At 55.8% G+C, this 18420-nt stretch carries 16 protein-coding genes; 7 read left to right on the top strand and 9 right to left on the bottom strand.

Annotated elements, in window-relative coordinates:
- The first annotated feature begins 70 nt into the window (after positions 1-70).
- Genes KIN_RS00080 through KIN_RS00050 form a run of 7 tightly spaced genes read left to right on the top strand, consistent with a single transcriptional unit; the run spans position 71 to position 5680 of the window.
- Positions 71-1132 (top strand): ABC transporter ATP-binding protein, encoded by a 1062-nt coding sequence (locus KIN_RS00080; RefSeq protein WP_159803936.1) that lies wholly within the window; start codon positions 71-73, stop codon positions 1130-1132.
- Positions 1133-2206, top strand: coding sequence for an ABC transporter ATP-binding protein (locus KIN_RS00075; protein ID WP_159803935.1), 1074 nt, complete (start codon positions 1133-1135; stop codon positions 2204-2206).
- Positions 2203-3066, top strand: a complete 864-nt coding sequence (locus KIN_RS00070) for a carbohydrate ABC transporter permease (protein WP_159803934.1) — start codon at positions 2203-2205, stop codon at positions 3064-3066. Before KIN_RS00075 ends, KIN_RS00070 begins: the two co-directional genes overlap by 4 nt.
- Complete coding sequence (locus KIN_RS00065; RefSeq protein ID WP_159803933.1) at positions 3063-3860, top strand: carbohydrate ABC transporter permease; 798 nt, start codon at positions 3063-3065, stop codon at positions 3858-3860. The genes KIN_RS00070 and KIN_RS00065 overlap by 4 nt, the downstream gene beginning before the upstream one ends.
- A 1-nt stretch (position 3861) precedes the next feature.
- On the top strand, positions 3862-4140 hold the full coding sequence (locus tag KIN_RS00060) for a DUF2160 domain-containing protein (protein WP_159803932.1): 279 nt from the start codon (positions 3862-3864) through the stop codon (positions 4138-4140).
- Positions 4141-4185: 45 nt separating this feature from the next.
- The gene (locus KIN_RS00055; RefSeq protein WP_159803931.1) at positions 4186-4581 is read left to right on the top strand and encodes a BlaI/MecI/CopY family transcriptional regulator; all 396 of its coding nucleotides are present in this window, start codon (positions 4186-4188) and stop codon (positions 4579-4581) included.
- The gene (locus KIN_RS00050; protein ID WP_159803930.1) at positions 4568-5680 is read left to right on the top strand and encodes a M56 family metallopeptidase; all 1113 of its coding nucleotides are present in this window, start codon (positions 4568-4570) and stop codon (positions 5678-5680) included. The genes KIN_RS00055 and KIN_RS00050 overlap by 14 nt, the downstream gene beginning before the upstream one ends.
- Before the next feature lie 21 nt (positions 5681-5701).
- On the opposite strand, the gene KIN_RS00045 is transcribed toward KIN_RS00050, so the two are convergent.
- The 9 genes from KIN_RS00045 to KIN_RS00005 form a co-directional block, all read right to left on the bottom strand.
- Positions 5702-8269 (bottom strand): serine/threonine-protein kinase, encoded by a 2568-nt coding sequence (locus KIN_RS00045; protein ID WP_159803929.1) that lies wholly within the window; start codon positions 8267-8269, stop codon positions 5702-5704.
- 275 nt (positions 8270-8544) lie between these two features.
- A complete protein-coding gene (gene dctP, locus KIN_RS00040) occupies positions 8545-9570 on the bottom strand; it encodes a TRAP transporter substrate-binding protein DctP (protein ID WP_159803928.1) in 1026 nt (341 codons plus the stop codon).
- Positions 9571-9652: 82 nt separating this feature from the next.
- The gene (locus tag KIN_RS00035) at positions 9653-11236 is read right to left on the bottom strand and encodes a phosphate ABC transporter substrate-binding/OmpA family protein (protein WP_243144775.1); all 1584 of its coding nucleotides are present in this window, start codon (positions 11234-11236) and stop codon (positions 9653-9655) included.
- Positions 11237-11591: 355 nt separating this feature from the next.
- Positions 11592-12992, bottom strand: coding sequence for an exonuclease domain-containing protein (locus KIN_RS00030; protein WP_159803927.1), 1401 nt, complete (start codon positions 12990-12992; stop codon positions 11592-11594).
- A 2-nt stretch (positions 12993-12994) separates the two neighbouring features.
- Positions 12995-13516 (bottom strand): hypothetical protein, encoded by a 522-nt coding sequence (locus KIN_RS00025; protein ID WP_159803926.1) that lies wholly within the window; start codon positions 13514-13516, stop codon positions 12995-12997.
- A 24-nt stretch (positions 13517-13540) separates the two neighbouring features.
- Entirely contained in the window at positions 13541-15367 is a 1827-nt protein-coding gene (locus tag KIN_RS00020; protein ID WP_243144774.1) for a DUF294 nucleotidyltransferase-like domain-containing protein, read from the bottom strand.
- Positions 15368-15445: 78 nt separating this feature from the next.
- Positions 15446-17245, bottom strand: coding sequence for a sodium:solute symporter family protein (locus tag KIN_RS00015; protein ID WP_159803925.1), 1800 nt, complete (start codon positions 17243-17245; stop codon positions 15446-15448).
- 6 nt (positions 17246-17251) lie between these two features.
- Entirely contained in the window at positions 17252-17536 is a 285-nt protein-coding gene (locus tag KIN_RS00010) for a DUF4212 domain-containing protein (RefSeq protein ID WP_159803924.1), read from the bottom strand.
- A gap of 60 nt (positions 17537-17596) precedes the next feature.
- Positions 17597-18283 carry an adenylate kinase gene (locus tag KIN_RS00005; RefSeq protein ID WP_159805254.1) on the bottom strand — a complete coding sequence of 229 codons (687 nt, stop codon included), beginning with the start codon at positions 18281-18283 and terminating at the stop codon, positions 17597-17599.
- Between the last annotated feature and the right edge of the window lie 137 nt (positions 18284-18420).

Raw genomic sequence — 18420 nt, 5'->3', positions numbered from 1 at the left:
TGCGTGGGGCTGGCACTTTGACGCGGCAACGCCTGCGTCCCGTTTCCACACATCACACCGGAGTCCCGCCATGATCGAGTTGCGCGACATCTCCAAGAAGATCGGCCAGATCATCCATATCAAGCCGACCTCGCTGACTTTGCAGACCGGCCATTTCAATGTGCTGTTGGGCGAGACCGGGTCCGGCAAGACATCACTGATCAAACTGATGGCGGGTCTTGATCTCGCTGCCTCCGGCCAGATCCTGATTAACGGCCAGGATGTGACAAAGCTTTCTCCACAGAAGCGCAACATCTCTCTGGTCCACCAGTTTTTTGTGAATTACCCCCACATGACCGTTTTCGATAACATCGCCTCCCCTCTTCGGGTCGCAGGCATGGCGAAATCCGAAATCCAAGGCCGCGTCGAAGAGGCCGCCGACATCCTTCAACTTCGCCCCATGCTGAACCGCCGTCCGCAAGAATTGTCCGGCGGCCAACAGCAAAGGACGGCGCTGGCCCGCGCGATCGCGAAAGAAAGCCAAGCGGTGTTCTTGGACGAGCCTCTTGCCAATCTAGATTACAAGTTGCGAGAGGAATTGCGCGAGCAACTGCCAGAGTTGTTTGCCGGTCGCGGGGCCGTGGTGATCTATGCGACCTCCGAGCCGGAGGAGGCGCTGCTTCTTGGCGGGGAAACCGCGTTGATGCATGATGGCCATGTCGCGCAGTTTGGCCCGACAGCAGAGATTTACCGCAAACCTGCGAACCTGACCTCCGCACGGGTGTTCTCGGATCCCCCCATAAACTCTGCGACAATCCAGAAAAACGGCGCGCAAGCGAGCTTACCAACCGGCGTTTCATGGCCACTGGACGGTCAGGCCGCGGCGCTGCCGGATGGAGCCTACACTGTTGCGGTGCGACCGCACCATGTCACACCCGCCTCCCAAGGTGCGCAAGCGGTTGAGCTGACAGGCCAGGTGCAAGTGACGGAACTGAGCGGATCGGAATCAAGTGCTCATTTCCTGATGGGAACCGACAACTGGGTGTCGCTCGCCCATGGCGTTCACCCCTATGAAGTCGGCGAAGACCACGCCTTCTGGATGGATCCCGCGCATTGTTACTACTTTGCACCCGATGGAAAGTTGGTGGCTTAGATGGCACAGATCACGCTCTCAAATCTGCGTCACAGCTACAGTGCCACGCCAAAGACTCGCGATGACTACGCGCTGAAAGAGATAGACCTGACATGGGAAGATGGCGGCGCTTACGCCCTGCTCGGCCCATCGGGCTGCGGCAAGTCGACCTTGCTCAATATCATCTCTGGTCTGCTCAATCCGTCCGAGGGACGCATTCTTTTCGATGATACGGATGTTACGTCCCTGCCCCCGGACCAGCGTAACATCGCACAGGTGTTCCAGTTCCCGGTGATTTACGACACGATGACCGTCTACGACAATCTCGCGTTCCCGCTCCGCAACCGCGGCGTCGCGGCGGCGAAGGTCGATGCGCGCGTCACGGAAATCGCGGATATGCTTGAGGTAACGGATATGCTCGGGCTCCGCGCAGCCGGACTTAGCCCGGATAACAAGCAGAAGATCTCGATGGGTCGCGGCCTCGTCCGCGATGACGTGAATGTTGTGATGTTTGACGAGCCCCTGACCGTGATTGACCCTCACCTGAAATGGAAGCTGCGCTCAAAACTGAAAGAGCTTCATCAGCGCGTGCGGGCCACAATGATTTATGTGACGCATGACCAGACCGAAGCACTGACCTTCGCGGATCAGGTCGTCGTTATGCAGGACGGAGAAATCGTACAGATGGGAACACCTGTCGACCTATTTGAGCGTCCGCAGCATACATTTGTCGGCCATTTCATTGGATCACCCGGTATGAACATCCTGCCCTGCGATCTGCGGGACGGCGGTGCGTTTTTTCAAGGGGAGCAAGTGGCGCTCGAAGGACCGGCCTCCCAAGGGGACGGTGAAACACAGATCGGGATCCGCCCCGAGTTCGTCTCCATCGCGGATCAAGGATTGGACGCGACGATCACAAAGGTCGCAGATGTCGGCCGCCATAATGTGGTCGAAGCCCGCGTCGGGGACATCGAAGTCAAAGCCATTCTGGAAGGGGACACCCCAGTGAAGGGCTCGTCCGTCAAACTGGCATTCAGACCAGATCAGACCCGGCTCTACCGGGATGGTTGGATCGCGACGGAGGCCGCATCATGAAAACCCAAAACCAGTACGGTTGGTACTTCGTTCTGCCCGTCCTCCTTCTGGTCGCGTTCAATGCGCTGATCCCAATGATGACGGTGGTCAATTATTCCGTCCAAGAGACGTTCGGCGATAACGTGTTTTTCTGGCAGGGGCTCGACTGGTTCGAGCAAATCCTGCGATCCGATAGGTTTCACGCCGCCCTCGGTCGTCAATTTCTCTTTACCGGTCTGATCCTTGCCATCGAAATCCCCCTTGGCATCATCATCGCGCTCGCGATGCCGCGCCAAGGGTTCTGGGTTCCCGTTTGTCTTGTCACGATGGCGTTGCCCATGCTGATCCCTTGGAATGTCGTCGGCGCGATGTGGAACATCTTCACCCTGCCCGAGATCGGCCTACTGGGCTATTTTATGAACAACACGCTGGGTATCTCCTATGACATGACCCAGGATCCGATTGCCGCTTGGGTGACGATCGTCACCATGGATGTCTGGCACTGGACATCGCTGGTTGTCCTTCTGAGCTACGCGGGCCTCGTCTCGATCCCCGATGCATATTATCAGGCGGCCAAGATCGACGGGGCCAGTCCATGGTCCGTGTTTCGCCATATCCAACTGCCTAAGATGAAGACGGTCCTGACCATCGCGATCCTGCTGCGTTTCATGGACAGCTTCAACATCTACACCGAACCATTCGTTCTGACGGGCGGTGGACCGGGCAACTCGACGACCCTGCTGTCGATTGATCTGGTGAAAATCGCACTCGGCCAGTTCGATTTAGGCCCTGCTGCAGCGATGAGCCTGATCTACTTCGCGATCACGCTCTTGGTGTCTTGGCTCTTCTACACTCTGATGACGAAGGATGATGGGAAATGAAGAAACGTAGCCTCATTCCGATCCTTTACATCCTCTTTCTGATGTTGCCGATCTACTGGCTTGTGGCGATGAGCTTCAAGACAACCAACGAGATCCTGTCGGGCTTCTCACTGTTCCCACAGACATTCACGCTGGAAAACTACCGGGTGATCTTTACTGACCCAACTTGGTACTGGGGCTACATCAATTCAATCATATACGTGTCGCTCAATACGGTGATCTCAATTATCGTGGCACTTCCCGCGGCCTATGCCTTCTCGCGCTACAGTTTTCTGGGTGACAAGCAACTGTTCTTCTGGCTTCTCACCAATCGCATGGCCCCCGCAGCGGTTTTCGCACTGCCGTTCTTTCAGCTCTATTCGGCTGTGGGTCTTTTCGACACCCACCTCGCAGTTGCACTTGCCCACTGCCTGTTCAACATTCCGCTGGCGGTCTGGATCCTCGAAGGCTTCATGTCCGGCGTCCCAAAGGAGTTGGACGAAACCGCTTATGTGGATGGCTATTCCTTCCCACGCTTTTTCGTGTCGATCTTCCTGCCGACGATCAAGGCGGGCGTGGGCGTGGCGGCCTTCTTCTGTTTCATGTTCTCATGGGTCGAATTGCTGCTGGCCAAGACATTGACTGCTGTCGCAGCCAAACCGATCGCTGCGACGATGACCAAAACCGCGTCAAGCGCGGGCTATGAGTTGGGATTGCTGGCCGCAGCTGGCACTCTGACAATCATCCCCGGGGCTATCGTGATCTACTTTGTTCGTAACTATATCGCGAAGGGCTTTGCCCTCGGGAGAGTTTGATATGTTGAGTTGGATGGCATGGACCTGGCCGACGGCTTTTGTCTTCATTGGAATATTCTCAGCGATGGCCATAATTACCGTTCTGGAAATCAAGCGCCCAGGCGGAGCAGAACGGACGGGTATTCTCGGTCTGACAACGACACGCGGCGACCGCTTGTTCATCTCACTGCTTGGAACAGCGTACATTTTCCTCGCATGGCTCGGCTTCTTCGGAACACCGCTCTGGATTCCGCTGGGGCTCGCAATAGCGTGGGGCGGTTTCTGCTTTTGGAAGGTTTAACGCCTCAGCGGGTTTTTCGCCGGGCCTGAGGCAATCGGACATGACATGAGGCAACGCAAGAAAATCACACTTCTCACAGAGGTCGAGCTTGAGTTTATGACCCTGCTTTGGGCCATCGGCGAAGGCAGCGTGCGTGATTTATTGGCAGCGCTTCCTGCCGATCGGAACCTCGCATACACCTCTGCCGCGACGATTATGCGCATTCTCGAGCAGAAGAAATTCGTCAGCAGCACGAAGGTCGGCAAGACGTTCATTTACGAACCTGTACTGAGCAAGGACGACTACCAGTCCAGATCTCTCCGTGACCTATCGCAAAAATTGTTCGACAACACTCCGGTGGCGCTCGTCGCACGGCTGGTGGATGATGATGGTCTATCCACCGAAGCTCTTGAAGAAATTCGCGCACTTCTGGACCGGAGGTTGAAAGATGGTTCGTCTTGAAACGCTCGCACATCTGTATATCGACGCCAATATCTTGCTTGTGGCGTCCTTTCTGGTTTGGAGTCTTGCGAAGAGATCTCTGGCCACGCTTGGATACAGTCAGGCACACAGAAGCCACCTGTTTTTTGCGCAAGTCACGCTTCTGGCTTTCGGCATAGGGTCCTGTGCCGGCCTTCTGTTCGGACCGGACGGCGTCGCTGGCCTGCCGCTGCAGACGCTTTCGGATTGGACAGTCCGCCAATATCTTCATGGGAACATTGCGCTCGACGCGATGACCTTTCAGCAGGTCTTGAACAGCCGCGACATATGGGTGGACGCGATGATCAGCCAAACGATGCCTGTCACCCGCGCGATTCTCACGCTGCTTGCCCTTGGTGCCTTGGTACATGCTCTGAAGCTTGTTCGTCAGGGTCTAGGGCTCCGAAAAATACTGGGGCAAGCCTATGTTTGGCGAACATCTCGGCGGACACGCGTTTTGATTAGCGATCGGATCGATACACCGTTTTCCACCCGCGGGCTTTTTCGGTTTTACGTGATCCTCCCGCACGTACTTTTGGCGAGACCGAATGACCTAAAACTCGTTATGGCGCACGAGTTTCAGCATGTCCGCAACGGAGACCTCACGTGGGAATTTGCGTTGGAGCTTCTGCGGCCATTGTTCTTCTGGAACCCAGCCTTCCATGGCTGGAAGCGTGATATTGAACGGGTAAGAGAACTTAACTGCGATCAGGCGGTGATTGCCCGCTTATCTATCAGTCCGCAGCGCTACCTCAGTTGCCTCTTGCGGGTCTGTGCAGACAGCCATGAACCGGCGGAGCCTCGTGTGGTGCTGACAGGTGTACCATTTGCCCCCAAACGCCAGCCTATGAAGGCACATAACCTTTTGGCAGAGCGGGCAAATTCCATGGCAAAGAATACGGAACCGACCATCAGAAAGCGGACCACCATTGCCGTCAGTTTATTTCTCGCTGGTGCAGTCGGAATAACGGCTGTCGCGATCCAAAAACAAAGCGGGTGGAGCCAAGATCGCATCATGCTGTCAACAATCGTCAACCTAGAACGCCTAAACGCAATAGGTGGGATGACGCGAGACTGGTAGTAGTGGGGTGGCCGGGGCCGCTTAGTTTGTAAGCGGCTCCGTTACCAGGAGTTCGTTATTGCCACGCTGAACTACGAATTCAGCCTCTGCAATGTTGTCCGAAAGAACGCTCGTCAGGATGTCTTCAATCGCCGTAGGATACATCACAGACAGTCCCGAAATATCTTCGCTGATGATGCGATCGCCAATCTGAAGGCCACTCGCACCGTTGTTTGACAATGAAGTCACCTCTGCAAACCACAGTCCGTTGTTCGTGGAACTGCGCAGCGTAGTGCCGTTCTCCAGTTCAGTAACGCGCACCGCAGGCAAAGCCAATTGGTGATCGATCAGCGCATCACCGTCCCGGATCAGAACGCTCGCCGTCAGATTGTCATTCCGATCAACGTTGGCGTTTTGCAGGAACAGTTCTTTCACTTGCGCTTCGTTGGAAACCAATTCCCCGTTGATCGAGAAGATGGTCTGGCCAACCTCAATCCAAGGATTATAGGCAAGCACTTCCGGCGCTGTCACACCTACAATCCGTGGGAACACACCGTATTCTGATTGCTCGGACACCGTGTCGATGCTCAGACTGACGTCCCAGCGGCCTTCAAAACTTGCGTCAACAGAAGGTGTATTGGAGGAGTTTGCTGTAGGTGCAACAACGGAGAAAAGAACCTCGGCCTCAGCACTTGGCGCAGGCGCGGGTACTGCCTCGGGTTCCACAACAAGTGGCATGACGACAAGCGGTGCAGCAGCTGTTTCAACTGGCGCGGGCTCCGGCTTCGGCGGCGCAACATAGGTGGCGCGGTCGATCTGAGCCAAACCGTCGGGGTTGCCATCAGAAACAGACGCGCCCCCCTGAAGCTGAGAAACTTTCAGCGTTTCAGGCACGGCATCGCCATTCGCGGAAGACACTGCAACGCCCGGACCGAAATCAAGCGGCTGCGTCGGATCAAATCCATCTGTCGCAGGCGCATCACTCATCAGAACGGGTGCAATAGGTGAGACACGCTCTGCCAGGGGTATGTCAACTTCAAGCGTTTCTGGGACGAACACATCCTCAATCGCACTTGGCGGTACGGCAGCCATGATTTCATCCGTAAATTCAGAACTTTGCGGGGGCACAAAGACGTCCTGAATTGCGGAAGGTTCAACAGCAGCCATAACTTCCGCCGCAGTTGGTGCAGGGTCGACCAACTCTGCTTCTGGAGCCGGAGTGAAAACGTCATCTATCGTTGCCGGGTTGAGCGTCGCCATGACGTCCGCTGCTGTTGGCGCAGCGGGCTCGACGGGGGCTTCAACGACAACTTCCGGCGCAGCAATCACAGGTGTTTCTACCGCTTCGGCAGGTGCAGGTGTCTCGGTGGTTGAAGGTGCCTCAACAGCAGGCGCAACAGCAGCCACGTCCGCTTGGATCGATGGCGCGTCAACGGCAGCAACCTCGGTTGGCTCGCTCGGAGACAACGCAACGTAGGCAACGCCAACCGCCACGATTGCGGCAGCTGCGACAGAGCCCAAAAGAATTGCTTTGTTTTTGTTCGCAGGCTCCGTTGCCAATGTGGACGCCACAGCGGCTTCAACGACTGGCTCGACGTCCGCAGTGCTCTCCGGCTTTGGAGCTTCCGCGCGAGGCTCACCTACGTTCAGCGGGATGACATTTCCGTCGGCAACATCCTTGCCGTCGATCATGTCCAACCAGTCTTCCATGGACTGGAAGCGATCTTTCGGCAGAACGGCCAACGCGCGGTCGATGGATTTCAGATACGCTTCAGGGTAGCCTTCGACATTCCCGAGGAGCGGCTCATAGGGGTCGCCGTCCCCTTCAGCGACTGCCATCAAGCGAGATTGGCTGGGTGGCGGCGTTTCACCTTTGATCACATGATAGAAGGTTGCGCCCAATGCGTACACGTCGATTGACGCTGCCTGATCGCTGCCTTGAAGGTACAATTCCTGCGGGGAGTACCCGTCCTTGACAACACTCAGCGCAGATAGAAGGCGGCTGGCCTTCTGGGAACTTTCCCGCGCAGCGCCAAAATCAATGAGAACCGGTTCTTTCTTTTCGTTCAAAAGAATGTTGTCGGGCGAGATATCGCGGTGCAACAGGCCATTTTTATGAACGTAGGACATCGCGTTGATCAGCTTGCGCAGCATCGAGATGTTGTTCTCGGGCGTCAGCAGACCGGATTTGTCCTCGATCAGGTCGAGAAGGTCTGTCCCCTCGATGTAATCCATTGCCATATAGGCCGTGTCGTTGTCGTTAAACACGAGGTGGATGCCGACGATATTGGCGTGCTCAAGCTTCGCAAGGCTCTTCGCCTCTTGCTTGAAGCTTTTTACGATGCGGCGAAGCTCTGCCTCGTGGGCGCGTGAGCGTACGGCGACTTTCGTTCCGATCCGCCGACAAAACGATCCAGGAAAGCATTCTTTGATGACGATACGGCGCTCAAGGCTGTCCTCGGCCAGGTATGTCATCCCGAAGCCACCGCTGTTCAGAAACTCCGTGATCTTGTAGAGACCATCCAGAAGCTCTGTGCCCGGCTCCAGTTCGTCATTCACATCCGCAGGATCGCCTTCGGTAATCCCGCCATTTTTTGTTACTGCTTGCATCTTCCCATCAGCACCCATGATTGGTGCCCCCCATTTGCTTACCAGAGCATCCCCAAAAAAGCTCCGAACTATGTAACAACGTCTCCATTAAACTTTTATCTACCTGAATTCAGGCGATTTCATGATCAAAAAACGATAACATGTGTCGTCCTCATGAAAGTTCCGCAGCGGAACGCGTAAAAAACGGCCGTTTTTCACCCTCTTTGGATCACTCTCACAACGGCAAAAGCCCCCCGCCCAAACAGGGAGGGGGGCCTTTTGTCTTGGTCTGTGACTTAGTTGAATGGGTCCGCCGCAGCGTTGATCGCGATTGCTGCGTCTACAAATTCATCACCAATGGAGGATTTGAATTCTGTAAGGACCGGCGCAAATGCGTCTCTCCATTCCTGAAGCTCGCCGTCGGACAGACGAATGATGATTCCATCGTCATCCAAGATGTTCTGACGGCTGAGTTGGTTCAACTCGAACGCAAACCGATTTCTTTCATGAAGCACCAGCTTTGCCGAGTTCACGAAGACACTCCGGGTTTCAGCATCTAGGCTATCCAAGAAGCTCAAGGATGCGATCATTGGATACCCGATATAGGTATGGTTCGTCTCCGTGACAGCGGCCTGAACTTCGTAGAACCCCATCTTTTCGATGTTTGCATAGGTATTTTCTTGACCCTGCACCGTTCCATTGTCGAGGTTGTCATAAACGTCCGCGAACTTCAGCTTCACCGGTGTGACACCCATGATGTTGAGAACTGCCGCAGTGATTGGAGAACCTGAAGATACGCGGAAGGACATACCTTCTGCATCACCAGGGGACCGCATTGGGACGGTTGCCGAAAACTGGCGCATTCCATTACTGGCATACCCCAGAACCGCAAACCCATCATCTACAAAGTCGTCACCGATCTGGTCGATCGTATCGGACTGAAGAAATTCCAACACATGCAGTGGGCCATCGAAAAGGAATGGCAGGTTGAAGATGTCAGCTTTGGCGCTGAAAGAGCTGGTCTTTGCAAATGCAGGCATTGCAAAATGTGCGTCGCCTTCACGCAGAGCGGTGAACAATGTGTCGTCATCAGGATAAAGATCGCTCTTTCCGTAGACTTCCACACAGTACCGACCGTCAAGCTCACTGTTGATCACTGCCGCATAGGCCAGCGCCGCTTCACCTTTAGGGTGACCTTTAAGCGCTGTGACGACGCTGAACTTCAGCACTTCTTCGCCCGGGTCGCAGGCCGTTGGATCCGCCAACGCAGGCAATGGAAGAGCCATTGCCGCAATGGTCAGAAACTTAGTTAGAGTTTTCATTTGTCTTACTCCTCTCGGCGGAGCGCTCAGGTTGAACATGAGGTCCGCTCAGATAGTTTGGTGTTTCTTAATTGACCATTGATTAAGATTGATCGGCGGCGACGATGTCTTGGACCCATACTTCAACACGACGGTTGATGCGGCGACCAGTATCGGTTTCGTTGCAACCCAGCGGCGAAACTTCGCCAAAACCGACAGCGCGTGTCTTGATCGAGTTACGCAGACTTGGGTTTTCAGCAAGAACGTTCCGACGAACAAGCTCGGCACGCTGCAGCGACAGAAGCTGGTTCAGATCAGACTTACCAACAGAGTCGGTGAACCCAACAAAGAGGATTTCTTTGTTTCTGAACCGATCACTTTCCAAAAGCTCCGCAAGACGCGCAACGTCGGCCTGAGCACGCGCGTCAAGACGGGCAGAACCGGTCTCGAAACGGTAGGTCGTGGACATACGGTCAGAGGACAAGAGCAACTCAAGCATATCGCGCATAACGGCGAAATCCTCGGGCGTCTCGTTGTTCACAACAGCGGATGCAACCCGGATACCTTGGGAGTTGATCGTTTCGGACGAGATCGACTGATCCACGAACCCTGCACGCGCAACAGCTTCCTGCGCCTCATCGGTTTCCAGATAATCAAGGAAGCCTTTCGCGTGGTAGTCCAGACGGTCACCCGCCTGATACATGTACATCAGACGTGTCAGTGGATATTCTTCCGTCTTAATCGTGAACGCGCTGGCCGGTGTACGAAGTCCGCAAACACCTTGAATGTCGAGCGCAGCCGCTTCACCGACGTTCGCAAAGCTCGTAAAGCCAAATCCGTTTGGATCCTGCTGAACAGCGTCAGAGATAGCTTGGTCAGAGTCGAGCACTGTGACATTCGCCGCAACAGCAAGACCGTTCGGGCGCATCACGAGGTTGTCGAACACTTCGCGGCTGCCGCTGTCAGCTTCACGCACATAGAGGTTGATCGGGGCGTTGTTGCCGCCGAGCTCGGACCAGTTTGCGATACGACCACTAAAAGCGAGGGCCGCGTTGACTTCGGATACGGCGCGAACCGGGTTGTCCGGGTGCGTCACAAGCAGAAGACCGTCAACAGCAACGATGTGCTCTTGCTGTGGTGTACGCAATTCGCCTTTGCCTGCGTCTGCGGCGGCGCGAACTTCGCGGTTACGTGCAGGACGTGTTGCCAGAGCAAACGTTGCATCGCCCCCTACCAGCGCCTCGAAACCGTCGCGCGAGTTGGTGGAAGCGACTTCGATCTCAGCTTTGCCAGCCTGTTCGGTGTCGAACGAGAAAACAGCTCTGCCGTTCGAGGACACGCTGCTTTCGGACTGTGCGCCGATAGATTTGCTGTAATCGCTGATCAGCGTCGGGATCAAGCTGTCGGCAAGTGCGCGGGATCCTGCAAATTTAAACTGGGATTCCTGTGGCGCCAGAACCGGGCATGCTGCACCTTGGCAGCTGACCGTCTGTGCAGACATGATAACCGTACCAATCACTGTTTCGATCGTGTAATTGGTACCGTCAAAGTTTTTAATTTCACCAGAAATGGTGATGGAACCGTCTTCTGTGGTCAGGGTCACTGGCTCTGCAAATGCAGGAGCGCTGAGCATGGCGAAACCAAGCGCGGTGCCTGAAAGAAGTTTATTGAGCGTCATGCTCTTCATTTGACTGTCTCCGATAAATGCCAAAATGTTTCTAGCGGCCGTCCAGGTCGGCCTTCTTCGTGATGTGAACACTGCCTACGAATTGCGTCCAAAAATCTACGCAATATGGACGAATTGTTGACAATGCGGATACGGCGACGCGGAAAATGGTTAAAAGTTGGTTAACTGAACACAAAAAAGTCTTATTCGTTAACTGATACGGTCAGCGCAATATCGCCGATTTACGCGGATTTGAGAAACAAAATAACAATAAAGTTGGAAGTCGAAACAAAATTTGGCGGGTTTCAGCGCAGATCTCACCGTAAACCATAACGAGATTCTCACGATCAGTCGCCGTTTTCGTCCCTTCGGACAATCATTCGTTTTGGTCTTTGAGGATTCGCTGGTGCTTTCTCATCTCTGACAGCACGTCCCCGAAGGTCGAGATACCACGCGCTTCGAGAATGGGAAGCATCGATGTAAAGACATCAGCTGTCGCAACAGCGTCGCCCATTGCAGTGTGGCGCAGATGGGGTGGAATGGTGATAGAAAACCGTGCGCAAAGATCATCCAACGTGTGCCGTGCCGATGCACCGAACACAATTGCCGACAGCAAAACGGTGTCGAGGATCGGATGATCGAACCGCACCCCCATCTGCTTTGAGTATCTGTGCAGAAACGCCATGTCGAAGGGGGCGTTGTGCGCGACCATGACCGCACCGGTCGAAAACTTGTGAAAGTCACGTCCAATGTCGATGATATCGCGAGACGTGGCGACCATGCTGTCAGTGATCCCGTGGACACGGCTGGCCGTCCTCGGAATTGGAACGCCCGGATTTACGAGACAGTCGAACTTTTCTCCGACCACCTGTTTGCCGTTGACGACACGCACCGCACCGATCTGAACGACCTCATCTTTATGGGGCAAAAGCCCGGTGGTTTCCGTGTCGAACACAACATAGCTGAGATCCCGCAGAGGCGTGTCCTCCAGATTGACGCTTGTCCGCCGCTCCAAAAGTGCAAAATCGTAGGTCAGCGGACGCTCGGCATCTGGGCTCATCGGCTCCAGCATCAGCGTATAGCCACCCTTGTAGTCCGTCTTGCGAAGATGTCCGCTGTAAGATGCGCCGGACCTACTTTCCAGAACTGCAGCGATCCGACTTGCATCCGCAGCCCGCAACTCCTTCACTGCGGTTTTCAGGGGCCCTTCTTTGAAATAATCATAGACGGACGCGTTGAGGCGCACCGGCGCTTCCCGTTCCATCATCTCAGCCGCCTGCCCGTCATAGAGAACGATCTGATGGGCCGCGTTGACCATCATGACAGCGATCGGAATATCGGACAGGATCGCGATCAACTGCTCCTTCTCGTGAACGAGCTGCGCGGTTTCCTTCGTAACAAGACGCCCGGTCTCTTCCCGTGCAGCGCGCATGTGGGTGCATAGCGCTGCCGCAGCCGGGCCGATATCACCGAGATGCGGCGCGCTGCTCGGATCAAGATCGGAGCTATGCCCACTATGCGCCCGGGTTCGGATATCCGCCGCCAGCCGTTCAAGTGGCTTTGCACAATGGTCATCAACCCACAGCCAGATACCAACCGAGAGCAAGGCGAATCCAAAAGATGCAACGACAAAGGCCGTCACGAATGCAGAAGACACATCGGGCAATCCAAGCTGCCGATAAGCAAGGAGCAGTGCAACCAGAGTTATCCCTATGCCGCCGATGGCAATCGCACAAAACAGAAGGAACGCTCTTAATCTCAGGCTCAATCCATTCATATCTAAACCTTCCGACACGCAGTCTGCAGGATGGGATCCGTTGTACCCACGGCGATCCAGTCCGGGTCAGACACCTGACCATCCGAAGAAAACTCAACGCCGTCGATCAGATCCGCGCGCCGTCCGGCGGCGCAATCGAACAAGACGGGCGCCTTTATCAAAGGGGACCATCGTCCGTAGAACAAAAGATCGACCATACGTTGTTCCGGACTGGCCGGATGCGTCTTCATCGTGGCCCGGTCCACGGCAACGAACCGTGTCACGAAAGGCTTGACATAGGTCCATGGCCGGTAGAAAACAGTCTCCTCGACCGTTTGCGCGACTTCGATCCCTTCGGGTAGATTGGCCGTGGTACGCGAGAACCATCCATATTCGCCTGAGATCGTGGCGGCCAGCATCGCCGCGCCCGCGCAAACCGGCATCAGCCAGCTGGGCAATATACCTTTCAACGTCCGGTTCAGCGCCCAGAACAAAAGGGCGGCGACGGCACCGGCAACGAATACCCCGATCAATTCGTAGAACATCTCTCGGCTCCCCTTTTTGATGCTTTAGCCCAGAACACCCCGTCCCTGCATCAAAGCGGCTTGCATCGTTTTCACAACCACAAATGCATCACGCAGATGGCTGCGTTCGAAATCGGAAAGCGCGGCCGGCGGTAGAAAGTTATCTGGCGCCGCCCCAGCTTTGATCGACTTTGCTTGGTGCTCCAGCCGACTCTGGGCGATGAGATCGTAGGCATCAAGCAAATCCCGCCCACCGCCAGGGCTGACGATGCCAGCAGACATGGCAGCCTCAAGTCGCGCGCGGGTGTTGACGACCTGCAACTTACCCTGCAGCGCATACATCCGACCCAGATCGACGACCGGCACCACGCCATTGTGCTTCATGTCAATTGTATTGCGATGCTCCCCCGACCGGATCGTGACAAAACCTCGGAGCAGCCCAAGCGGGGTTCCGTGGGTCGTGGCATTGCTGGCCATATGGCTTGTGAAGATCGAGTTCTTTGACGCAGCTGCGAGTGTTTCGGTCTGCACCCCTTCAAAAAGCTCGGCTCGCCCGCCGATAGGTCTGAGATCAAACATAACGGAAGCGAGCATCTGCGCCTCCTTGCTTGGGGACGCGATCCAGCTTTTGAAATAGTCACGCCACACGGCGACGGGCTGCCGCCAGCGCGGGTTAGTGGCCATCATATCGCCAGGGCAATACACGTAACCACAAGCATGTAAGCCATCTGATACGAAGGTTGCGAAGTCTTCAAAGTAGCCCAGATCAGAAGCATCGACGCTGTCATCAATCATCAGGCAGTTGTCCTGATCCGAAACGCCGGTCTGTTCCTGCCTGCCTTGAGAGCCGCAGGCGAGCCACACATACGGCACTGGCGGTGGTCCGAACTTCGCTTCCGCCAATGCAAGCAGACGGCGGGTGACGACATCCGCCACATCAGTGATCAGACGCGTGACAATGTCGTGCCGATTGCCCGAGGCCACGAGATGGACCAGAAGCCTCGGAATTCGCGCAGTGATCCGTGCAAGATCCTGCGCGTTCTCGGCATGGGCCGCCGCAGCGATTACGCCTGCCGACGTTGCCGCCTGATGGCGCGTCAAATCGGTTTGCGTGACGATACCAACAAGCCTGCCTGCATCCACAATGGGCAGATGGCCCCAGGCATGCTCCATCATGAGGTGAAGAACGTCTGAGCCGATCGCTGTGGGGGGCAGTGTCTTGGGACCGGCCGTCATCACTTGGGACACAGGCGTGTCGGACGGCAGCGCCTCAGCCAGTGCCTTGTTGGTCAAATCCCGCACCGTCACGATACCGGTCAATGCATCGCCCTCCATCACACAGAGCGAGGAAATTCGGTTGTCCCGCATCATCTGCGCGGCCTCTAGAATGGTCGTGGACCCAGAACATGTGATCGGGTCTGAAGCCATGAGGTCAGCAATGCGCATTGTGGCCAGATCGGATTTGTGACCCTGAACGCGATCTTCGGCCTGTCCAGAACGATTGAAGAACCGCTTGATGGGTGGGTGCTGGTCAAGCAACTGACTGAAGTACGCCCCCGGAATGCACATCAGCCGGGTCGGGTCTTCCGTCTTTGCTGTGGTTGCGGCGCTTCCGTCCTTCAGAAATCCCCGTTCGCCAAAGGTATTGCCAGTCTCAAGACGGGAAACCTGAACATTGTTGATATCGGTGATTGCGACTGTTCCGGACACGATGACATAGATTCCGGTAAGCGGTTCGCCCAGCTTATAAACGGTCTCGCCGGCGGCCAGATCCATCAATCTGACATGGGCCAGCATATCGTCCTGCGCGGCCTCGGACAGCGCGCTATAGGGATGGAGATTTGCCAGAAAAGTCGCGGCGACCGTATTCACAAGAGATATGCCCCTATTGAAAAGCCCTACCCCACGAACATGCGGGATAGGGCTATGTGCTAAGTCCTCATGGACGGATCAGTGATCCACAGCGGCGCCTGCACCCCTAGGGGACCGCACGCTCTCCACCAGATCCTTGATCTCTTGCGGTGTGTCCTTCGTTGCCGTGGAGACAGCATAGGCCACGCCGAAGTTGATCAACGCACCGATCGCACCGATTGCCGTCGACTGAATACCGAACAGTGATCCATCAACGGTATCCGGGAAGGAGTTGGTGCCCGCGATGAAGAACCAGCCCTTGTGCAGGAAGATGTAGAGCAAGGTGAAGATCAGACCGGCCAGCATCCCCGAAACAGCGCCAACATTGTTCACGCGCTTGGAGAAAATGCCCATCATCAGTGCAGGGAAGATCGATGCCGCAGCCAAACCAAAGGCCAACGCCACGGTTTGCGCCGCAAATCCTGGAGGATTGAGACCCAACCAAGTCGCCACTGCGATCGCCACCGCCATCGCGATCCGGGCGGACAGAAGCTCACCCTTCTCCGAGATATTGGGATTGATTGCGCCTTTCACCAGATCGTGGCTTACCGCAGATGAGATAGCCAAGAGCAAACCCGCCGCCGTCGACAGAGCCGCCGCAAGGCCGCCCGCTGCGACAAGACCGATGACCCACCCCGGAAGGTTTGCGATCTCCGGATTTGCGAGCACCAGAATATCACGGTTGAAGTTGGTCAGCTCATTGCCTTGCCAGCCTGCAGCAGCCGCACGGTCTGCGATCGTGTCAGAACTGTCATTGTAGTACTGGATGCGGCCATCCCCGTTCTTGTCTTCCCAATCGAGAAGACCGGTTTTCTGCCATGTCAGCATCCAATCATACTGCGGATCGGACTCGATGGTTTCGACAGACACCGCTTCACCTGCTGTGCCCTCAGGCCACATAAGTTCTGTGATGTTCAACCGTGCCATCGCACCAACCGCTGGCGCTGTCAGGTAGAGCAACGCAATGAAGACCAGCGCCCAACCGGCAGACCACCGGGCGTCAGATACCTTAGGAACGGTAAAGAAGCGCATGATGACGTGGGGCAGACCCGCCGTCCCGATCATCAGAGACAGGGTGAAGAGCACCATATTCAGATTGTCTTTGTGCGCTTCGGTGTAGCTGGCAAATCCCAAATCGGTCACAACCTGATCAAGCTTGGTCAGCAGATAAACCCCGGAGCTTTCCCCACCTGGCGTATATTCACCGAACAGTCCCAACGCAGGGATCGGTGTGCCTGTTAGCTGTAGTGAGATGAAGATAGCCGGGATTGTATAGGCCATGATCAACACGACGTACTGGGCCACCTGCGTGTAGGTCACACCCTTCATGCCGCCGAACACTGCATAGGCAAAAACAACACATGCGCCGATCAGCAGCCCGGCCGTATTTGAGATCTCAAGAAAGCGCCCGAATGCAACTCCAACGCCAGTCATCTGACCGATCACATACGTCACGGATGCCACGATCAGACAAATCACTGCCACAAGCCGCGCGGTCGGCGAATAGAACCGGTCCCCGATGAACTCGGACACCGTGAACTTACCGAACTTCCGCAGGTACGGCGCAAGCAACAGCGCCAGCAAGACATAGCCCCCAGTCCAGCCCATGAGGAAAGACGAGTTATCGTAGCCCGTAAAGGCAATCAGACCTGCCATCGAGATGAATGACGCGGCGGACATCCAGTCAGCAGCGGTCGCCATGCCATTGGTGACTGGGTGAACGCCGCGACCAGCGGCATAGAACTCGGATGTTGAGCCGGCACGTGCCCAGACCGCAATTCCGATATAAAGCGCAAAACTTGCGCCCACGAAAAGAAGGTTAAGCGTAAACTGATCCATGTTCTCTTACTCCTCGTCCACGCCGTATTCACGGTCGAGACGGTTCATGCGCCACGCGTAGAAGAAGATCAGCGCCAGAAATACGATGATCGAACCCTGCTGGGCAAACCAGAAGCCCAGATCAGTGCCACCAACGCTAATGCCGCTCAGAAGCGGGCGAAGCAGAATGCCAAACCCGAACGAGACAAGCGCCCAGATGATGAGACTGATGACAATGATGCGGAGATTGGCCGACCAGTAGGCACTGTCGCCCTCCGCCGCCTTTTCATGTTGTGTGGTTTGATCCGCCATTTTGGCGCTCCTCCTTGTGTGGTTTATTGAACGCGCCGAACACGCCGCGCCCGGTCTTTTTTAAGCTGTTATTGCTGCAACGACGCCGGTGATCTTCGCAGCAATCTCGTCGATATCTCCCATTGCCCGAATGCGCCAAAGAACGCCGCGCTGCTCGTAATATGAAATGAGCGGCGCCGTTTCTGCATGATATGCATCAAGGCGGGCCATCACGGTTTCTGCCTTGTCATCGGCACGGCGCTTCATGTCTTGCGCGCCGCAACAATCGCAGACACCCTCGACCTTGGGTGCCTTGAAGCTGTCGTGATATCCTTCGCCGCATGCGCCACAGGTAAACCGCCCGGCGATGCGAACGACCATCTCCACATCGTCCACTTCAAGGGCGAGGGCAGCGTCAATGCTCTGACCGGCGTTTGCCAGCAGTGTGTCCAGAGCCTTTGCCTGCGCGGTGGTGCGGGGCACGCCGTCCAAGATCACACCATTTGCGCAGTCAGGCTCTGCCAGACGATCGGCGAGGATCGCCAGAACGATGTTATCACTGACAAGCCCACCAGCCTCCATAACGGATTTGGCCCTCTTGCCCGCGTCGGTGCCTGCAACAACCGCAGCCCGCAGCAGATCGCCGGTCGAGAGCTGAATAAACCCGAACCGCTCGCTGAGCATGCGCGCCTGGGTACCTTTTCCAGCACCCGGTGGTCCGAGCAGGATCAGAACGGGGGGGCGCTTTGGCCCTTTGCTGCCATCCATCATGACCTCCCCCTATTCATTCTGTTATTGATGAGGTCGTCGACGACGTCTGGGTCAGCGAGCGTTGATGTGTCTCCGAGTGCTTTGTAGTCGTTTTCGGCGACTTTGCGCAGGATGCGGCGCATGATTTTGCCGGA

This window comes from Litoreibacter roseus (genome assembly GCF_009811795.1).
GTDB classification, from domain to species: Bacteria; Pseudomonadota; Alphaproteobacteria; order Rhodobacterales; family Rhodobacteraceae; genus Litoreibacter; species Litoreibacter roseus.
Note: the sequence above shows the minus strand (reverse complement) of the source record. Positions and strands in the feature narration are given on the sequence as shown.